Origin of the sequence: Dokdonia donghaensis DSW-1 (assembly GCF_001653755.1) — a bacterium.
In the GTDB taxonomy this organism is placed as follows: Bacteria; Bacteroidota; Bacteroidia; order Flavobacteriales; family Flavobacteriaceae; genus Dokdonia; species Dokdonia donghaensis.
In genome coordinates this window covers 3,144,845-3,163,251 of record NZ_CP015125.1, presented here as the reverse complement: position 1 = coordinate 3,163,251, position 18,407 = coordinate 3,144,845, and the positions used below count along the sequence as shown (strand labels likewise).

The 18,407-nt window shown below is 39.0% G+C and carries 18 protein-coding genes; 10 read left to right on the top strand and 8 right to left on the bottom strand.

Features of this window, described 5'->3' with window-relative positions:
• Positions 1-89: 89 nt before the first annotated feature.
• Positions 90-2,621 (bottom strand): translocation and assembly module lipoprotein TamL, encoded by a 2,532-nt coding sequence (gene tamL / locus I597_RS13920; RefSeq protein WP_236626635.1) that lies wholly within the window; start codon positions 2,619-2,621, stop codon positions 90-92.
• Positions 2,622-2,698: 77 nt separating this feature from the next.
• On the opposite strand from tamL, the gene I597_RS13915 reads away from it, so the two are divergent.
• Positions 2,699-3,439, top strand: coding sequence for an RNA methyltransferase (locus I597_RS13915; RefSeq protein ID WP_035325291.1), 741 nt, complete (start codon positions 2,699-2,701; stop codon positions 3,437-3,439).
• Between the two features lie 10 nt (positions 3,440-3,449).
• Here I597_RS13915 and porT read toward each other — a convergent pair whose 3' ends face one another.
• Together porT and ubiE are read right to left on the bottom strand one after the other, a co-directional pair.
• Entirely contained in the window at positions 3,450-4,154 is a 705-nt protein-coding gene (gene porT, locus I597_RS13910) for a type IX secretion/gliding motility protein PorT/SprT (RefSeq protein ID WP_035325290.1), read from the bottom strand.
• Positions 4,155-4,158: 4 nt separating this feature from the next.
• Positions 4,159-4,887 carry a bifunctional demethylmenaquinone methyltransferase/2-methoxy-6-polyprenyl-1,4-benzoquinol methylase UbiE gene (ubiE, locus tag I597_RS13905; protein ID WP_035328760.1) on the bottom strand — a complete coding sequence of 243 codons (729 nt, stop codon included), beginning with the start codon at positions 4,885-4,887 and terminating at the stop codon, positions 4,159-4,161.
• 247 nt (positions 4,888-5,134) lie between these two features.
• On the opposite strand from ubiE, the gene trkA reads away from it, so the two are divergent.
• The 5 genes from trkA to I597_RS13880 all read left to right on the top strand — a co-directional run bounded on the left by trkA (position 5,135) and on the right by I597_RS13880 (position 10,476).
• Positions 5,135-6,484 (top strand): Trk system potassium transporter TrkA, encoded by a 1,350-nt coding sequence (trkA, locus tag I597_RS13900; RefSeq protein WP_035325288.1) that lies wholly within the window; start codon positions 5,135-5,137, stop codon positions 6,482-6,484.
• A 5-nt stretch (positions 6,485-6,489) separates the two neighbouring features.
• Positions 6,490-7,986, top strand: coding sequence for a TrkH family potassium uptake protein (locus tag I597_RS13895; protein ID WP_035325287.1), 1,497 nt, complete (start codon positions 6,490-6,492; stop codon positions 7,984-7,986).
• Entirely contained in the window at positions 7,986-8,960 is a 975-nt protein-coding gene (locus I597_RS13890; protein ID WP_035325286.1) for a YpdA family putative bacillithiol disulfide reductase, read from the top strand. Before I597_RS13895 ends, I597_RS13890 begins: the two co-directional genes overlap by 1 nt.
• 152 nt (positions 8,961-9,112) lie before the next feature.
• Entirely contained in the window at positions 9,113-10,054 is a 942-nt protein-coding gene (gene ctlX, locus I597_RS13885; protein WP_035325285.1) for a citrulline utilization hydrolase CtlX, read from the top strand.
• A gap of 14 nt (positions 10,055-10,068) precedes the next feature.
• Positions 10,069-10,476, top strand: a complete 408-nt coding sequence (locus tag I597_RS13880; RefSeq protein ID WP_035325284.1) for an RrF2 family transcriptional regulator — start codon at positions 10,069-10,071, stop codon at positions 10,474-10,476.
• 252 nt (positions 10,477-10,728) lie between these two features.
• Here I597_RS13880 and I597_RS13875 read toward each other — a convergent pair whose 3' ends face one another.
• Positions 10,729-12,165: an SDR family oxidoreductase gene (locus I597_RS13875; RefSeq protein WP_035325283.1), complete on the bottom strand. Its 1,437-nt coding sequence runs from the start codon at positions 12,163-12,165 to the stop codon at positions 10,729-10,731.
• A 4-nt stretch (positions 12,166-12,169) separates the two neighbouring features.
• Positions 12,170-12,601: a hypothetical protein gene (locus I597_RS13870; RefSeq protein ID WP_035325282.1), complete on the bottom strand. Its 432-nt coding sequence runs from the start codon at positions 12,599-12,601 to the stop codon at positions 12,170-12,172.
• 183 nt (positions 12,602-12,784) lie between these two features.
• Here I597_RS13870 and argS point away from each other — a divergent pair, with 183 nt between their 5' ends.
• The gene (argS, locus tag I597_RS13865) at positions 12,785-14,563 is read left to right on the top strand and encodes an arginine--tRNA ligase (protein WP_035325281.1); all 1,779 of its coding nucleotides are present in this window, start codon (positions 12,785-12,787) and stop codon (positions 14,561-14,563) included.
• A 78-nt stretch (positions 14,564-14,641) separates the two neighbouring features.
• On the opposite strand, the gene I597_RS13860 is transcribed toward argS, so the two are convergent.
• Genes I597_RS13860 through recF form a run of 3 tightly spaced genes read right to left on the bottom strand, consistent with a single transcriptional unit; the run spans position 14,642 to position 16,490 of the window.
• Positions 14,642-14,935: a DciA family protein gene (locus I597_RS13860; RefSeq protein WP_035325280.1), complete on the bottom strand. Its 294-nt coding sequence runs from the start codon at positions 14,933-14,935 to the stop codon at positions 14,642-14,644.
• The gene (locus I597_RS13855; protein WP_035325279.1) at positions 14,935-15,351 is read right to left on the bottom strand and encodes a hypothetical protein; all 417 of its coding nucleotides are present in this window, start codon (positions 15,349-15,351) and stop codon (positions 14,935-14,937) included. The genes I597_RS13860 and I597_RS13855 overlap by 1 nt, the downstream gene beginning before the upstream one ends.
• Before the next feature lie 47 nt (positions 15,352-15,398).
• Complete coding sequence (recF, locus tag I597_RS13850; RefSeq protein ID WP_035325278.1) at positions 15,399-16,490, bottom strand: DNA replication/repair protein RecF; 1,092 nt, start codon at positions 16,488-16,490, stop codon at positions 15,399-15,401.
• A gap of 143 nt (positions 16,491-16,633) precedes the next feature.
• Between recF and I597_RS13845 the strand changes: the two genes are divergently transcribed.
• The 3 genes from I597_RS13845 (at position 16,634) to I597_RS13835 (ending at position 18,394) form a co-directional block, all read left to right on the top strand.
• Positions 16,634-17,419: a tetratricopeptide repeat protein gene (locus tag I597_RS13845; protein WP_035325276.1), complete on the top strand. Its 786-nt coding sequence runs from the start codon at positions 16,634-16,636 to the stop codon at positions 17,417-17,419.
• Between the two features lie 63 nt (positions 17,420-17,482).
• The gene (gene ribH, locus I597_RS13840) at positions 17,483-17,980 is read left to right on the top strand and encodes a 6,7-dimethyl-8-ribityllumazine synthase (RefSeq protein ID WP_035325274.1); all 498 of its coding nucleotides are present in this window, start codon (positions 17,483-17,485) and stop codon (positions 17,978-17,980) included.
• A 126-nt stretch (positions 17,981-18,106) separates the two neighbouring features.
• Complete coding sequence (locus I597_RS13835) at positions 18,107-18,394, top strand: hypothetical protein (protein WP_021778375.1); 288 nt, start codon at positions 18,107-18,109, stop codon at positions 18,392-18,394.
• Positions 18,395-18,407: the final 13 nt, after the last annotated feature.

Sequence of the window (18,407 nt, the reverse complement as noted above, 5' to 3'; positions counted from 1 at the left end):
GAATTACGCTTTCGCGAAAGCATAATTAGAAGTATTTCAATGATATAAAGTGTGTCTATATCATTTTACATAAGCTCATCTATCTAAGATTAAAATGGGTAATTAATCCCCACGTTATAGACAGCATTTGCAAAGTTGTACTGGGTAAACCATCTATCACCCTCTGCAAGGGCAGGGTTGTATGTTTTAAAACCTATGTCAAAGCGGAGTGCGAAAAAGTCAAAATCCCATCGCAGTCCAAAACCTGAACCTAATGCTAGCTCCTGTAAACTCTCAAGCCCTGTAAATCTTGAGGCCTCATCTTCTACATTATCAAAAACATTCCAGATATTACCAGCGTCTGTAAAGAGCGCACCTTCTATAGGCCCTATGAGGTCAAATCTATATTCTAGGTTAAAAGCAAGTTTCATATTTGCTTCATTAAATTCATTGGGGCTACCGCTGCTTCCTGGGCCCAGGTCATAAGCTCTCCAGGCTCTGTTATCATTAGACCCACCACCAAAGAAACTACGTATAAAAGGAATACTCCCAGAGTTACCATAAGGAATGGCAATCCCACCAAAGGCTCTTGCCGCAATAATATTATTATTACCTAGGTCCCAGTGACGAGAGTAGTCTAGCTCTGTTTTTACATACTGTGAGTATACAACGCCAAAGAGACTTTTATTACCATCTTCATTTTTGCTAGTATTTGCAATATTACCTGCCAGGGCTAAAGCATTACCAGCAAGCTCGATGTTTGTTCTAAAACGGCTAAAGGTTTCGTCAAAAAGGTTTTCTCTATTATCGTAGGTGTGGGAGATATTAAGAGATACAATGAGGTTGTCTTCTGTAAGTCGCTCCTGTCGCTCGCCTATAGCTTGTATATCATTTATATCATTTTGAGAAATATCACCAGCGTTACCATTATCTACATCATTTATAAACTGCTCTGCGCCAAAAGGTATAGAGAGGTTTACCTCACCACTTGCATCTGTAGTAAAGTATGCAGGATTTACATCTGCCTGATTGTTTTGAGCGATACTGTTTAAATCATCATAACTATTTCTGTATATATTGAAATAGTTGTCTGGGTTGAGGTTACGCACATATTGAGCATTTACAAGATCTACGCTAAAAGATCTTTTCCAAGAGGGGCTCCAGTTGTACGTGAGACTACCGCTCACTGTTTGTTTATCCAGCCCTATATTTTGCTGTACGCCTACACCTAGATTAAAACGGGTATTAGGTTGCCACTCTGCAGGTATCCATTTATTAGTATTAAACGGAAAAAATATACGTGGGAAGGTAAGACGCATATCTGCGCCTATTTCAGAGATATTAAAAAAACTATCATCTGGGTTTGCCGCATCATCAGATGCTCCTACACTACCACGACCAGAGATTTCAAGTGTTTCTGCTCCTCTAAAGATATTACGAATTAAAAGCGACCCAAAACCAGCAATTCCAAAGTCTTGAATATTTGAGGTAGAGACATCAAAATCTGCCCTAAGCTTATATTTTTCTAGCGGGGTGAGTCGTATGCTCGCTATGAGATCAGACCGTGTACTATCTGCCGGGTCTTCGGTGTATGAGATACTAGGGTACTTAAATGTACCAAGTCTACTCAACCTGCTCAAACTCTGTATGCGATCTACATCGCGGTAGATAGCGCCAGGCTTAAGAGGGATAATATCTGTAAGTGCCTTAGGTCTGTAATTTATTTTATCATAAGCATAGATATTAAAGCCATCACTTACAAGAGAGTCATTAAAGGTTTTATTACGGTTCTCATAACTATAATCTGTGATGATGTTTACGCTAGATACTTTATGCACTTTAAAAGGAACCTCATACGTAGAGTCATTTACAGTCTCTGTAGGGTTGTCTATTATATACTCTAGATTTGCCTTATGGTTTGTTTTTACAGTATCTCCTACAAGGCGTATATAATCAGACTCAAAATGGTAGAGCCCGTTGTTTCTAAATAATTCTGTAAGGCGCTGTGTTTCTGTATTTATGTTTGCTGTGGCATAACGCTCTCCCGGTTTTAGTACAGACTCGTCTTTATGTACATAATAAATAGAATCTGCCACTGGAGAAGCAATGATAGGGGTAATACTATCTAAAAAGTAAGGTGTACCCTTCTTTACTTTATAATCTATAGATGCGCGCTGGTTACTATCTTTCTTAATGTTGTAGCCCACCTCGGCATTAAAATAGCCATTGTTTACATAATAAGCAGTAAGGCGTTGGGCAGACTTTTCGGTAATGGCTTCTGTTACGATGGCTGGAGCTTCACCAGTCTTTTTTATACCGCTATTAAAATTCTTTTTAAAATTACGCACAGCTTCTACTTGCTTTGCAGAAAGTACGCGCTCCCAGAAGGTATATCTGTTTGCACTTGCAGCACGTTGTGCATCTAGTATAGAATCTATATTAGGCCTTGCTAGATTATAAATGTATAACCGTAGAGGCGTACCTATGAGGGGTAGTTTTGTGTTAGGTTTTTGGTACAGGTAATTGTAAAGGCGTGTCTCGCTTACTTTTTCTTCACCATCATAAATAGTGTTTTCTGTAAGGAGGTGACCATCTGCAGGAACTCGTTTTGTTGCGTTACAACCTAACAGAAAGAGTGCCACTACCAGAAATAGTGATATTTTTGTACAAGTTGTTTTCAATAGGGCGTTTTCATCATTTTCAAAAGTACATCTTAATCGTGGTAAGCAAAAATACAATCAAACGAATAACGAGTTTAGGGCAAAAAAAGTACCGCCAGCGCGAAGGTGTTTTTGTTGCAGAGGGTATTAAGGTTGTAAATGAACTTCTTTTATCATCACTAGAGCTTGTAGAATTACATACCGAAGATGTTTCCGCTTTCGCGAAAGCGTTATCACCCCAAGACCAGTCTAAGGTAAATGAAGCAACTCCAGCCGAGCTTAAGAAACTCACCTTTTTAAAAACCGCACAAAAGGCAGTGGCAACATTTAAAATGCCAGAAGCAATAGCTATAGATAGGTCTGGGCTTACCGTTGTGCTAGATGATGTACGTGACCCTGGTAACCTAGGCACTATTATACGTCTTTGTGATTGGTTTGGGATAAAGCAGCTGGTGTGCTCAAAGGCTACTGTAGATTGTTATAACCCAAAGGTGGTGCAAGCCACAATGGGATCGCTCACGCGAGTAGCGATTATTTATACAGATATTGATACATATTTGGCTAGTGAGCATCGTCCCGTTTTTGGAACCTTTATGGATGGAGAAAATATTTATGCAGCATCACTGCCGCAAGAGGGTGTGATTGTAATGGGTAACGAAGCAAACGGAATTTCTACGGGTATTGAGCAGCTCGTTACAAAGCGTGTTGCTATACCTAGATTTGGCATCACACAAGCTACCGAAAGTCTTAACGTAGCAACGGCAACGGCAATTTGTTTAAGTGAGTTTAAAAGAGGGTAGTAGCGCGGTCTTACTGAAAGGTGAAGTTTAAGAACACACCTCTGGTTTGCATTTTTGTAATATTACCCGTCCAAGGACTGTTAGGTCTATTATCTCGTACTAACTCGTCAGACGCGGCAAAGACACCTTTTATACTAGGTATAAATTTAAAGTAGTAGAGGTATAATTCTACACCTATAGCCATCTCATAAAAGAAAGGACTAGACGTTGTACGGAACTGTCCAGCAAAGTTATCATCTGGATTGTCTTCGTTGCTAGATAAATTAGTTACTGTAGCTACGCCAAATTGTACATAAGGGCGCACATTATTAAGTCTTCTCGTATTAAATTTAAGTGCAAGTGGTAAGTATATATACGTAGAGGGCACCTCGCGTAGCTGATCATTTTCATCATCAAAACGTGGGTCTGGCGCATACATAAGATTACGCTGTGTGTAGATAAGTCCTGGCTCAGTACGTAAACTCACAAACTCAGAGAGTCTTAAGTCACCTATGAGACCTACATTAAAACCTACAGATTTTTCAACCTGTATGTCTTCTTGCTCATTTTGATAATCAAAATTGTAATCCATTGAGTTCACACCAAAGTAGTATCCCCAAGAAATAGGTTTTTTATCAAAGTTTTGATCATTCTGAACTCTGGGTCTTGATAACCACTGAGCATTAACCGAAGAAAAACTTAAAACAAGTGCTATTACAGCAATGTATGTGCGCATAAAATTATTTTGTAGCCGTGTAAATTGTTGCAACGCCAAAGGTTTGTGGCTTATGTTGCACGTCTTTAAACCCAATTTTACGCAAAATATTGTTGAGTACCTCTCCAAAAGGAAATGCATTTGCGCTTTCGCTCAGGTAGCCGTAAGCATTTTTATCTTTAGAAAATAGTTTACCCACAGTAGGTAAGATCACTTTAGAGTGGAAGTTGTATCCTTGCTTAAAAGGTGTTTTTGTAGGGACTGAGGTTTCTAATATCACAAAAATCCCTCCTGGTTTTAGTACACGTAGTATCTCTGCTAGACCTTTTTCTAGTGTTTCAAAGTTACGTACCCCAAAGGCTACAGTAATAGCATCAAAAGTATGGTCTTCAAAGGGCATATTCTCACTATCTGCCTGCATCATCTCGATGCGGTCATCTAGTTCTTTGGCAGCAATTTTCTTTCGGCCTACAGATAGCATTCCTTCAGAGATGTCAAGACCTACTAGTTTACTAGCATTTGTACTTGCCATATTAATAATAAGGTCTCCCGTACCTGTTGCAATGTCAAGGATAGAATCTGGGTTAGTATCTGCCACAAGTTGTACCACCTTCTTGCGCCACTTTACGTCTATCCCAAAAGAGATCACACGGTTAAGACCGTCATACTCGCCAGAAATGTTATCAAACATTTGCTCTACTTGCTCTTTTTTAGACTGGTCTGAAGACTTATATGGGGTTACCTTTTTGGTCATTTCAATTTTTTTACAAAGATAACGCTTTCGCGAAAAATTATAATCCATAACCCCTTTATCTTCTATACGAAAGCTTATTTGTCTTGCTCTGGGTTTCAACTCCAGATGCTTAGTTATTTTGAATACCGTTCGTTTTTTTCACGAAAGCGCACCTACAAAGCCCTCCAAACTGGCAATAATCCCTTGCAATTTTTTTAATCCATCACCTATGTAGTATCTTTGTACGCATTTTTGAGCACATCCATTTATGAAAATAATCATTGCAGGAGCAGGAGAAGTAGGGTTTCACTTAGCAAAATTACTCTCTTACGAATCTCAAGATATTACCCTTATTGATACTAATAGAGAGAGTCTCTCATATGCAGACACGCATCTAGATATTAGGACTATAAAAGGGGACGCAACCTCTATTGCGATACTACAAGACTCACGAGTTGAGGGAGTAGATCTTCTCATCGCAGTTACAGCAAGCGAGACTACAAATATCACGGTTTGTGTACTGGCAAAACAGCTGGGTGCACAGCGCACGATTGCTCGTATATCTAACACAGAGTTTATTGAACATAAGGAGCTGGCAGGCTTTCAGAAATTTGGGATTGATGAGTTAATCTCTCCAGAGAGTCTAGCGGCAAGTGAGATTGAGTTACTACTTAACCAGAGTGGTTTTTCAGATAGTTATGAGTTTGATAATGGAGCACTTACTATGGTAGGTACGACCTTATCACGTACCGCATCTTTTGTAGGTAAAAGTGTAAAAGAGGCAGCAAAGATTTTTCCAGAGTTACACTTTATGCCTATCGCGATACAGCGAGAAGGAACACAATATACATTGATCCCTAGAGGTGATACTGTTTTTAAAGAAGGTGATCACATTTACTTTGTGACGGTGAAGGGCGGTGTAGAAGAGATTTACAAGCTTACTGGTAAAATACGTCAAAACATCAAGAATGTTATGATACTGGGCGGTAGTAACATCGGATCAAAAACTGCAAAAGATTTATGTAGTAATAGATTTAATGTAAAACTAGTAGAGAAGAACCGTGAGAAAGCAATTGATCTAGCAGATTTACTACCTAAGGCACTTGTTATAAACGGTGACGGTCGTAATGTAGAACTACTAGATGAAGAAAATATACACGATATGGATGCCTTTATTTCTGTAACAGGTGATAGTGAGACTAATATTATGTCGTGTCTGGTTGCTAAGTCAAAAGGAGTACAAAAAACTATAGCCCTGGTTGAGAATATGGATTACTTCCAGCTCTCACAGAGTATAGGTATTGATACCCTTATCAATAAAAAGCTACTGGCTGCAAATAATATATTTAGATACATCCGTAAAGGAGAGGTGGTAGCAATGACTAAGCTCAATAATATGAATGCAGAGCTACTAGAGTTTATTGTAAAAGACTCTTCTGAGGTACAGGGTAAACGTATACGAGACATAGATTTCCCTAGAAGTGCCACTATAGCAGGAGTAGTAAGAAATAATCAAGGTCTTATAGCCTTAGGTGCTTTTAGAATAGAAAAGGGTGACCGTGTAGTAGTATGCTGTTTACCTAGATCTATTAAAAAGGTAGAAGAAATGTTTATCTAGTCCCAATGCCAAAACTTAATTACAAGATTATATTTCACTTAATGGGATTACTGCTGCTTTTTAATGGCGGCTTTATGCTCATTGCAGCCCTTGTAAGTTTTCTTGCAAAAGATGGTGTAGGTCTAGAAGTCTCTGCAGCAGCATTGCTTACTGCATTTGCTGGTACGTTGCTTATGTTTATGACACGTGGGCACGAGAAAATTGTAAAAAAACGAGAAGGGTATATTATTGTGACCTTTGGGTGGCTATTTATGTCACTTAGTGGTATGTTGCCTTACCTTTTTACGGGAGCTATACCAGGCGTGGCAAATGCCTTTTTTGAGACTATAAGTGGGTATACCACAACAGGAGCCACCATACTTACAGATATAGAAGCGTTGCCTAAGAGTATTCTCTTCTGGCGCTCTACCACACACTGGATAGGGGGTATGGGTATCATTGTACTTGCTATTGCTATACTGCCACTGCTAGGTATAGGGGGAATGCAGCTCTTTGCGGCCGAAGCTCCAGGACCTAGTGCAGATAAGTTACACCCTAGAATTACTGATACGGCAAAACGTCTATGGTTAATTTACGTAAGCTTTACAGTGATTGAAACCATCTTGCTTAAGCTGGCTGGTATGTCATTTTTTGATGCGGTAAACCACGCATTGAGTACGCTCTCAACTGGAGGATTTTCTACAAAAAATGCAAGTGTTGCTTACTGGAATGATAAGCCAGTTATACAGTATATTATAACGTTCTTTATGCTTCTAGCGGGTACAAACTTTGTATTAAGCTATTTTGCATTTAAGGGTAAAATCCAGAAGATTTTAAAGGATGAGGAGTTTAGACTTTATATGGCTTTTGTCTTTGGCTTTGGTATTTTAGTGTCATTAGTAATGTATTTTAATGCAGACCTTAGTCTGTCTACAATAGAGCACCCTATGGTGTGGGGTAAGGCAGAAGCTGCTTTTCGTCACGGGTTGTTTCAAGTGCTAGCAGTTATAACAACCACAGGATTTGTCACGGCAGACTACACAATGTGGACACCTTTTCTTACCGTTATTTTCTTTGGACTTATGTTCTTAGGTGGATCTGCAGGGTCAACATCGGGAGGTATTAAAGTTGTGCGCCACCTGCTTACCATACGTAATGCTATAGTAGAGTTTAAAAGAACATTACATCCTAACGCCATATTACCTGTGCGCTATAATGCTAAGTCTGTAGATCGCTCTATTATATTTAACATTCTTGCATTCTTTATATTATATATGCTCTCTTGGATTATAGGGGCAAGTGTACTTGCCTCAATGGGACTTGATTTTAGAACAGCCCTGGGAGGATCTGCATCTGCACTAGGTAACGTAGGCCCAGCCTTTGGAGGGTTAAGTCCCGTAGATAGTTATGGGTGGTTACCTATAGGAGCAAAATGGTGGATGGCATTCTTAATGCTCATAGGGCGTCTAGAACTTTTTACCGTACTTATTTTATTAACCCCATTTTTCTGGAGAAATAGATAATGTTTGCACAATCACCATACGATCTCATAATAATAGGCGCAGGACCTATAGGGCTTGCCTGCGGTATTGCAGCTCATAAAAAAGGACTTAATTACCTTATTGTAGAAAAGGGAGTGCTCGTAAATACCATCTACAGGTATCCAGAAAATATGACTTTTTTTAGTACCTCAAAGCTGCTAGAAATAGGTCGCGTTCCTTTTGTATCTCATACAGATAAGCCTACTCGTAAGGAGGCGCTTGAGTATTATAGAAGAGTGCAAGACACTTGGAAACTAAGATTAAAACTCTATACTCAGGTACAGAAAATGACGCCTAAAGATGATGGATATGAGATTGAGACAGATAAGGGTAACGCTTTCGCGAAAGCGGTTATAGTATCCACCGGTTTTTATGATGTCGCTCGCGCACTAGGCGTACCCGGAGAAGACCTACCTAAGGTAAAACACTTTTATGACAGTCCGCACCCATATGTAGATCAAAAGATACTGGTGGTGGGAGCAGCAAACTCTGCCTGTGATGTCGCGCTAGAAACCTACTACAAAAATGCAGAGGTGACAATGGCAATACGTGGGGAAGGCCTGTATGAAAAAACCAAATACTGGATCAAGCCTAACATTGAAAACCGAATTAAAGAAGGCTCCATAAAGGCCTATTTTAATACCACAGTAAAAGAAATAACACCATCTACCGTAGTTTTAAATACACCAGATGGGAAGGTCGTTTTAGAAAATGACTTCGTACTCGCAATGATAGGCTATCAGCCAGATTATACCTTGTTTGAAAAGTTAGGCCTGCCTGTTACAGATGACGAGACACGCACACCTATTCATAATCAAGAGACGCTAGAAACGCCACTAGAACGTGTGTATGTTGCTGGGGTAATTGCTGCAGGAATGCGCACAAGTAAACTCTTTATAGAGAATACACGTGAGCACGGCGATATGATTATAGATGATCTTATAACCAAGCTGTAAAGCGCGTAAATCCAGGCATTTTTAGAGCGATTTTTTTGGTAAATAAAAAAGTCAAAAAGAGATAGGTATTCCTCAAATTCTCGCCTAAATTCGCAATCGATATAGTTTTTTATTCACCACTACTTATAAAAATATCATACACGAGGTAAGCTATGGCATCACGACAAATTACAAACACAATTTTAATGATACGTCCTGTTCAGTTTAGAATGAACGAGGAGACGGCGGTTAATAATTATTTTCAAGAAGATATAAGTCTTAAAAATGATGAGATCAATACAAAAGCACAACAAGAGTTTGATGACTTTGTTGCAAAGCTGCGCGCCGTGGGTGTAAATGTTATTGTTGAAAATGACGATATAAAAGGGAATACTCCAGATTCTGTCTTTCCAAATAACTGGGTATCTTTTCACGAAAGTGGTAATGTAGCCCTGTACCCTATGTTTGCCGAAAATAGAAGAAGAGAGCGTAGGGAAGAAGTGCTTACACGACTAGAAAGTGAAGGATTTACGATTAACAATATTGTAGACTACACAGAGGCAGAAGATGAAGATGTTTTTCTAGAAGGTACGGGTAGTATTCTTATGGACCGCCAGAACGAGCGTGCTTACTGCGCCTTATCTGCAAGAGCAGACGAGAGTTTGTTTATTGAGTTTTGTGAAGATTTTGAGTACACACCAGTCGTGTTTACTGCAAACCAAACGGTAGATGGTAAGAGATTACCTATTTATCACACTAACGTGATGATGTGTCTTGCAGAGGAGTTTTGTGTGATCTGTCTTGATACTATAGATGATAAAAAGGAGCGTAAAAATGTGCTGAAACACTTAAAAGAAACGGGCAAGCAAGTGATATCTATCACAGAAGAGCAAATGCATCACTTTGCAGGTAATATGTTACAGGTACTGGGAGCAGATGATAAGAAGTACCTAGTGATGAGTGCAGATGCACACCAGAGCCTTACTAAGGATCAAGTTAATAAGATAGAAAAACACTGTGAGATTTTAAGTAGCGACTTAAGTACGATAGAAACTTGTGGAGGAGGTAGTGCAAGATGTATGATGGCAGAGGTGTTTCTTCCTAAGGAAGAATAAAGTATATTCGTATTATGCTTTCGCGAAAAACAAAATACGGATTAAAGGCACTCACTTTTCTAGCAAAAAAGCCAGAGAATACAACAGTGCTTATACAAGAAATCGCAGATTCTGAAAATATCTCAAAAAAGTTTCTGGAGAGTATTTTACTTTCTATGCGTAAAGCGGGCTACCTAGGTAGTAAAAAAGGTAAAGGTGGCGGATACTACCTTATTAAAAAGCCAGAAGATATAAAGATATCATCTGTGATACGCACCCTAGAGGGACCTATTGCGTTATTGCCTTGTGTGAGTCTTAACTTTTATGAGCATTGTGATGATTGTCCCAAAGAAGAGGAGTGTAGTCTTCATATACTTATGATAGAAGTAAGAGACCAGACATTAAAAGTATTAGAAAATAAATCACTTATAGATCTTATTTAAACGATTTTGTGTAAAAGTGTATTAAATTCACACGAATCGGTATCTAAAGTGTAGGAAATTAGAGAATAACGCATTATATTTATCACATATAGGCGTTCTAGAATAATGTATTGAGAGAAGCAATTTTATAAGTGTTTGTAGTTTTCACTTTTAAAATTAACTGGTAAAACAGTACGGGTAATTTTTTTTAGTAGGATTTAAAAAGCGACCGAATTTATCTCTCAGATAATACACGTTCTGGTTCGCCTTTTTTTATTGCTCAAATCGCTTTGTAGCAATATTTCTTATCATCTCACCAAAAATAAAGTAGTGAAAGGGTAGCATACTATACCAGTATAGTCTGCCAAAAATACCTCTTGGTCTAAAGGTTGCCGTCTGGTGTAGCACATCATTTTCATCTATTGTAAACTCAAGCCAAGCTTCTCCTGGTACGCGCATCTCTGCAAATAGTAATAACCTAGGCTCTTCTTTACTTGCTAGTAACACACGCCAGAAGTCTATTACATCACCTGTAAAAATCTTATCTGGATGTGTTCTTCCTCTACGCAGGCCTACGCCTCCTACAAGTTTATCTATATACCCTCTTATCTTCCACATCCAGTCACCATAATACCAGCCTCTGTCACCACCTATTGCCCAGATATTTTCGAGAGCTAGGTTTCGGTCTTTTAGATGTATGGTTTGTTTGTCTTTGAGGCATCCATAGCTAGGTACTTGTATATAGTCATCTAGATTTACTTTAATACGACCACTTACAAGACTATCTTTCCAAGAGCTCGCTACTTGATTTTGTTCAATTTTGGCGAAAGCCAAATCAATAGCATCTTCATAACTTATAGGGGTGATGCCTAGTAAATCTTGCAATCTAGAGTCACTTGAGATCACCTCTACCTTCATACTATCTACAAGGTTGAGCGCAAGTTTATAAGATGTTGAGGTGATAAAATACAACCAGTATGAAGAGATTTTTGGGCTCATTACTGGTACTGTAAAAATATACAATGGAAGATTGCGCACTGTTGCATAACACTGCATCATCTCTTTATAGCTTAGCACATCTGGCCCTCCTATATCAAATTGATCATTATAAGTGCTCTCGTTGCCTAAAACTCCAGTGAGGTATTGCATTACATTGCGTATAGCTATAGGCTGGCATTTTGTATTGACCCATTTTGGGGTAATCATCACAGGTAGCTTCTCACATAGGTCGCGTATAATCTCAAAAGAAGAACTCCCAGATCCCACAATGATCCCTGCTCTAAGTACTGTGAGAGCAGCTTTACCTTTTTTTAGAGTGTTCTCTACGTTTTGACGTGAGCGTAGGTGTTTACTTAAGTTTTTATCATTTGCAATACCCCCTAGATAGATCACCTGCTGGCAACTAGTAGGAGCGAGATAGGTGTTAAAATTGAGCGCAGAGAGCTCTTCCTTCTCGTCAAAATCTGAGGTGCTCGAGCTCATAGAGTGCAAGAGGTAGTAGGCAACATCTATATCTTTCGGTAATTTATTTGCTTCTGGTTTGTCTAGAAAGTCTATCTCTATAATAGTAATCTGTTCCTTTATTTTTTTACTTACAGACAGCCGCGCCTCATTGCGCACCACACATACCACCTCGTGATTTGCCTCAAGTAGCATAGGGAGTAATCGCATCCCTATATATCCATTTGCACCCGTAAGTAGTATTTTCATAATCTTACAGGTCGTCTATGTTTGTGGGAGATTGCTGTGCTTTCTGGTCAAGAATACGCTTCATAAAATTGTGTACTTTTTTGTCTTTTGCCTTAGCTTCAATTTTGATAAAATAATTATCGCGATAGACACTATACTCTTCTGCTCGACCCTTGTAAAGGTTGAGTTTCCAGTAGGGAATTACCAGCGCATAGCTGTCTAGTAAGGCTCTAAAACCTATGATAATACCACGGGGTCTAAGCTCTATATTGCACTTATTGCGATATTTATCTAGAGCAAGAAAATTCTGGATCTGTATACTAGATTCTGTAATGACAAGGTGACCTATACCTATGCCGCCTTGTTTAATGCGCTCACGCAATCCGTAGGGCTCGCCCACTTCTTCGTTAATTTTGCGCTTTACATCAGGATTGTTGTAAGATACGTTAAGAAGCATTTTTTTCTTTTAAAGATACGAGTTTCGCTAGTGTTTCCCTATGTGCTCTTTCAATTTTCACATATATTTGTGCCATATTTTTAGACACCCTGTGACTTAAATATGTGTAGCGGTGGCGTGGTTGTAATTACGCTTTCGCGAAAGCGCAATAAGTCCCATTATATTTTCAACTATCAAGATCCTATGTCGTTACAATCTACTATAGAAACTCACGTAAAAGCCGCTGTTGCCGAAATTTATAAAGCTGAACTCCCAGCTGTCGAATTTCAAGCAACTCGCAAAGAATTTGAAGGAGATATCACAGTAGTGGTTTTCCCTATGCTACGTGTTGTAAAAGGAAACCCTGTACAGATAGGGACACAAATAGGTGAGTACCTTGTAGCACAAGTTGAAGAGATTACTGCTTTTAATGTAGTAAAAGGTTTCTTAAACTTAGTAGTGGCAGATGCGTTTTATATGAACGCCTTTGCAGAGATACAAGCCACCGAAAATTTTGGAAAAACACCAGAAGCCGGTAAAGCGGTAATGGTAGAATACTCTTCGCCTAACACAAATAAGCCACTTCACCTAGGTCACGTACGTAACGTGTTATTAGGATACTCTGTGTCAGAAATTATTAAGGCAGCAGGCTCTAAAGTTTATAAAACCCAAATCATTAATGACCGTGGGATTCATATCTGTAAGTCTATGCTGGCTTGGGAGCGTTATGGTAAAGGTGAGACTCCGGAGTCTACAGGTCTTAAAGGAGATAAATTAGTCGGTAATTACTACGTAAAGTTTGATAAAGAATATAAGAAAGAAGTAGCTGCCCTCGTTGCTCAAGGTAAGAGCGAGGAGGAAGCAAAAAAAGAGGCTCCTTTATTGCTCGAGGCCCAAGAAATGCTACGCAAGTGGGAAGCTGGAGATGCAGAGACTGTCGCGCTATGGAAAAAAATGAACCATTGGGTGTATGACGGTTTTGAAGTAACCTATAAAAATATAGGAGTAGATTTTGATAGTTACTACTACGAGAGTAACACCTACCTACTAGGAAAAGACAATATAGAAGAAGGTCTTAAAAAGGGCGTTTTTGAAAAAGATCCAGACGGCTCTGTATGGTGTGACCTTACAGAAGATGGTCTAGATAGAAAGATTGTATTGCGTGCAGATGGTACTGCAGTATATATGACGCAAGATATAGGTACTGCGATACAACGTGTAAAAGACCATCCAGATGTTGGTGGTATGATTTACACAGTAGGAAACGAGCAAGATTATCACTTTCAAGTGTTATTCTTAATACTTAAAAAGCTAGGATACGACTGGGCAGAAAATCTTTTTCACCTTAGTTATGGTATGGTAGATCTTCCTTCTGGAAAGATGAAGTCTCGTGAAGGTACCGTAGTAGATGCAGATGATCTTATAAATGAAGTAGCTGCTACCGCTGGAGAAATCTCTGAGGAGCTAGGTAAACTAGACGGGTATACAGATGAGGAGAAGAAGGCGTTATATAAAACAATAGGCCTGGGAGCTCTTAAGTACTACATTCTTAAAGTAGATCCAAAAAAGAGAATTCTTTTTGACCCTAAGGAGTCTGTAGATTTTCAAGGAAATACAGGGCCATTTATACAATATACGTATGTGCGTATACAAGCTATACTGCGCAAAGCTAAAGAGCTCAATGTACCTGCAACTGTAGAGGGAGCAAGAGATTTACATCCTAAAGAAAAGGAACTTATTAAACTAGTACAAGAATATCCTGCAACCATACAGCTTGCCGCGGCCCAGAAGAGCCCAGCTATTATTGCAAACTATACTTATGACTTGGTAAAAGAGTACAACTCATTCTTCCAGCAGGTGCAGATTCTGGGTACAGATAATGTGGCAGACCAGAGCTTTAGAGTAGCGCTTAGTAAAGAAGTAGGGCAGGTAATAGAGAGCGCCTTTGGATTATTAGGAATAGATGTGCCAGAGCGTATGTAGTCCTTAGTACTGGAAATAGGAAACAAAAAATGCGAGACAATAGTCTCGCATTTTTTTATGCTAGAATGTAGCTTGTTGTTATCTCAAGATGAGTTTTTTTATAACCTCACGGCCTAATTCCTCATTAAGCATTGTGCGTATTTTTTCTTTACCATAAGAAAGTTCTTCCCTAAAAACAGAAGAGCTTAGGTTTACAAAGAGTGTCTCTCTGTCAAAACGTATAGAAGTAGTATACGTCTCAAATGCTGGATTGAGCTTGTACCAAGCGGCTGTGACATCTACTTTGTCCATACCTTTGCTTAGTTTGTTTTTTTCTACAAATTCTCCCAGCGCTTGACTTATAGAAATTGGGTCTGCGTTTCTTTTTGCCATTACTCTATGATAAGGGGTTGATATCTACGGTATTTATAGATAATATCGTCTTTATTAATAAGAATGAGCTCTTCTTTGCTCGCTTTTTTTACAGTTTCTTGCCAGTTGTCTAGAGCTGTGGTGTATGATAGTATAAGGATATCATCTTCTATAATTGTATTGATGTTCTCGCTATCGTTTGAGGTAATAAACTCTCCTAGTGCATTAGGTTGTACTTTTTTACGTACGCCAGTGCCGTCTTCATTTATTTCAAAAAAGTCAATATTTTGACTCATTCCATAGGTTCTTGTGGTGCCGTCTGGCATCTCTATACTGGCAATTTCCCAGTAACCGCTTATGTTTGCAAGTTTTTCTTGAGGTGATGAGCTACAGCTCAAAATGAGGAGGGCGATAAGGGTGTAAACTAGTTTTTTCACGTAAGTGTTTTAATAATGAGTACTGCAAATTACGATAAAACAACAGCTTATTGTGCTCGTTCGAGATGAAAAAGCTCATAACTCTGGTGTATTTTTTTTACCACATTTTCTGTGCGCTCGGGGTGAGTGTCGCTTATAAACAATTGCCCAAAGTCGTTTGTGTTTACAAGCTCAATGATATGTTGCACACGGTTTTCATCTAGCTTGTCAAAAATATCATCGAGTAAAAGTAGCGGTGTTGTGCCACTTTCTTGTTTTATAAAATCAAACTGCGCGAGCTTGAGTGCGATGAGGTATGATTTCTGCTGTCCCTGACTGCCAAATTTCTTTACCGGGTGGCCATTTATCTCAAACTGTAAGTCGTCTTTGTGTATCCCTACACTTGTGTATTGTAAAGAGCGGTCTTTTGCTAGCGCATTAGTAAGAGAGTGCTTGAGCGGCATTGTGCTCAGTGAGCTGTTATAAGTAAGGGTTACATTTTCTGTATCGCCACTTATGGCTTTGTAACGCTCGTTAAAGATAGGTGCAAAGCGTTCTAAAAATTGTTGTCTTTTTTCAAAAATAGGCGTCCCAAAACCTTCTAGTTGCTCGTTGTATACAGCAAGTGTATCTGCATTAAATGTATTATTTGCTGCAAAGTACTTAAGCAGGGCGTTACGTTGCGACAGTATTTTTGAGTAACCCAGTAGGTCAGAAAGGTAGCTTTTGTCACTTTGTGAGATCACGCCATCTATAAATTTACGGCGGGTGTCACTCCCTTCTGTGATGAGGTCTCTATCTGCCGGAGAGATAATAACCAGCGGTAAAAACCCTATGTGGTCTGCAAAGCGGTCATATATTTTTGCATTGCGTTTTATGACCTTTTTCTGGCCTTTTTTTGCACTTACTACAACCTTCTCATCTCGTTCTTCTTTTTTATATAAACCATCTATTACAAAGAAGTCTGCATTGTGGTTTATGTTTTGACTTGTGACGGGATTGAAGTAGCTTTTTCCAAAAGAAAGGTGGTAAATCGCATCGAGCACATTTGTCTTCCCCACGCCGTTATTTCCAACAAAACAATTAATTTTTGCATCAAAGGTAAAGGCCTTTGACTCAAAGTTTTTATAGTTAATAAGAGAGAGCGATTTTAAGATCATAGGGTGGGGTAGGTGTGGCGCGCTTTCGCGAAAGCGGTAAACATCTAGTAATATTGCTTATTAGGTCTTCAAAATTAAGCATTAATTTCCCTTTCATAATTCAATAAATATTATATTTTTGCCCGACTAATAAACGACGAAATATGGCAACATATAATAAAAGAGGATATAAACCGAAAACAAAGCCCGTAAAGGAAGAAGTTGAAGAGTTTATAGATGATAGCGAGAGTACAACTGCAGAGGTTTTTGGATCACTAGACGAAGGAGCAAATAAAGCAGAGGAGTGGTTTGAAAAAAATCAAAAGCCAGTAATAGGTATTATAGTAGGTGTTCTTGTAATCGCTTTATTATATCTAGCTTACAATAAATTTGTGGCAGAACCTGCAGAGGCAGAAGCAGCAAATGAGCTTGTACTAGCTCAAGATAGCTTTACAACAGCACTAGAGGCGACTAATACTTCTGTAAAAGACTCACTCTATATGGTGGCTCTTAACGGTAAGAATGGTAAGTACGGTCTTCTAGATGTGGCAGATAACTACGGTGGTACTGCAGCAGGAAACCTAGCAAACTACTACGCAGGGATGTCTTACCTTGAGGTAAAAGATTACCAGAAGGCAATCTCTCACCTTCAAGACTTCTCATCAGACGACCAGATGCTTGCGCCGCTTGCAAAAGGAGCGATAGGTGATGCATTTATGCAACTAGGTCAACCAGAAGAGGCTCTAGGATACTATGAGAAGGCAGCAGGACTTAATGCAAACGATTTTACAACACCACGTTTCTTATTTAAAGCGGGTGTGACAGCTATAGAGCTAGGTAAAAATGATGCAGCTGTAAAGTACCTTACACAGGTAAAAGAAGAGTATGCAACGTCAGACTATGCTGCGCAGGTAGATCTATATCTAGGTCAAGCACAAGCAGGAAATTAATTAAGAGGTCATATTCTTAAAGTATATCGTAACTTTAAGGTATAACTTTTAAAACATAATATTATGGCAACAGTAGGTAACAACCTCTCTGTCTATGATAAAACAACCATCCCAAACTCGAAAGACTTCAAGTTTGGGATTGTTGTTTCTGAGTGGAATGGTGAGATAACAGAAGGACTTTTTCAAGGAGCGTTTGATGCGCTCAAAGATTGTGGCGCTATAAACGATAACATTGTGCGCTGGAACGTGCCAGGCGCTTTTGAACTCATTTACGGAGCAAAAAAAATGACACAAGCCTATGATATGCTAGATGCTGTTATCGTCATAGGTACTGTGATACAAGGTGAGACAAAGCATTTTGACTTTGTTTGTGAGGGAGTTACTCAAGGCATTAAAGACCTTAACATTCAGCAAGATATTCCTGTTATTTTCTGTGTGCTTACAGATAATAATATCGAGCAATCTAGAGCTCGTAGTGGTGGTGAGCACGGTAATAAAGGTACAGAAGCCGCTATAGCAGCTATAAAAATGGCACAATTACGTAAAGACGCAAAGTTTTAATACGTAGTAGTTTTACGCTTTCGCGAAAGCGTACTTATCCCATAAAACAAATCTCTTTAACGCATAGCGAGCGCAAATTCGGTATGCTTTTTGGATACGAAATCGTATATTTGAAATAACAATATTATGGGATTTGTAAAACGCACAAATAAGAAGTATAGCTACGAGCCTCGCTATTACAATAGCGAGAAAGAAGGGAGTCCTTTTAAGATTGAAGGGCGCTTTGATGAGCACCGTAAAACCTTAACTTATAATAAAGGTTTAAAGAAAAAGTTTACAACCGCCTGGGATGAACTTCAAGAAAGCCGAAAGGGAGGTTACAACCGCACTATATTTTTTATCGTACTCATTTTAATATTTCTCTTTCTCTGGATAATAGATTTTGATTTATCCATCTTTACCAACCCTCTATAAAGTAGTAGGTCGC

Bases quoted from the DNA above. Each gene is read 5' to 3' on its own strand.
- I597_RS13895 (WP_035325287.1), top strand. From the start codon at position 6,490: ATGCCAAAACTTAATTACAAGATTATATTTCACTTAATGGGATTACTG.
- porT (WP_035325290.1), bottom strand. From the start codon at position 4,154: ATGCGCACATACATTGCTGTAATAGCACTTGTTTTAAGTTTTTCTTCG.
- ribH (WP_035325274.1), top strand. From the start codon at position 17,483: ATGGCAACAGTAGGTAACAACCTCTCTGTCTATGATAAAACAACCATC.
- I597_RS13890 (WP_035325286.1), top strand. From the start codon at position 7,986: ATGTTTGCACAATCACCATACGATCTCATAATAATAGGCGCAGGACCT.
- I597_RS13835 (WP_021778375.1), top strand. From the start codon at position 18,107: ATGGGATTTGTAAAACGCACAAATAAGAAGTATAGCTACGAGCCTCGC.
- I597_RS13870 (WP_035325282.1), bottom strand. From the start codon at position 12,601: ATGCTTCTTAACGTATCTTACAACAATCCTGATGTAAAGCGCAAAATT.
- I597_RS13860 (WP_035325280.1), bottom strand. From the start codon at position 14,935: ATGGCAAAAAGAAACGCAGACCCAATTTCTATAAGTCAAGCGCTGGGA.
- I597_RS13880 (WP_035325284.1), top strand. From the start codon at position 10,069: ATGCTTTCGCGAAAAACAAAATACGGATTAAAGGCACTCACTTTTCTA.
- I597_RS13875 (WP_035325283.1), bottom strand. From the start codon at position 12,165: ATGAAAATACTACTTACGGGTGCAAATGGATATATAGGGATGCGATTA.
- ubiE (WP_035328760.1), bottom strand. From the start codon at position 4,887: ATGACCAAAAAGGTAACCCCATATAAGTCTTCAGACCAGTCTAAAAAA.
- I597_RS13845 (WP_035325276.1), top strand. From the start codon at position 16,634: ATGGCAACATATAATAAAAGAGGATATAAACCGAAAACAAAGCCCGTA.
- recF (WP_035325278.1), bottom strand. From the start codon at position 16,490: ATGATCTTAAAATCGCTCTCTCTTATTAACTATAAAAACTTTGAGTCA.
- ctlX (WP_035325285.1), top strand. From the start codon at position 9,113: ATGGCATCACGACAAATTACAAACACAATTTTAATGATACGTCCTGTT.
- argS (WP_035325281.1), top strand. From the start codon at position 12,785: ATGTCGTTACAATCTACTATAGAAACTCACGTAAAAGCCGCTGTTGCC.
- trkA (WP_035325288.1), top strand. From the start codon at position 5,135: ATGAAAATAATCATTGCAGGAGCAGGAGAAGTAGGGTTTCACTTAGCA.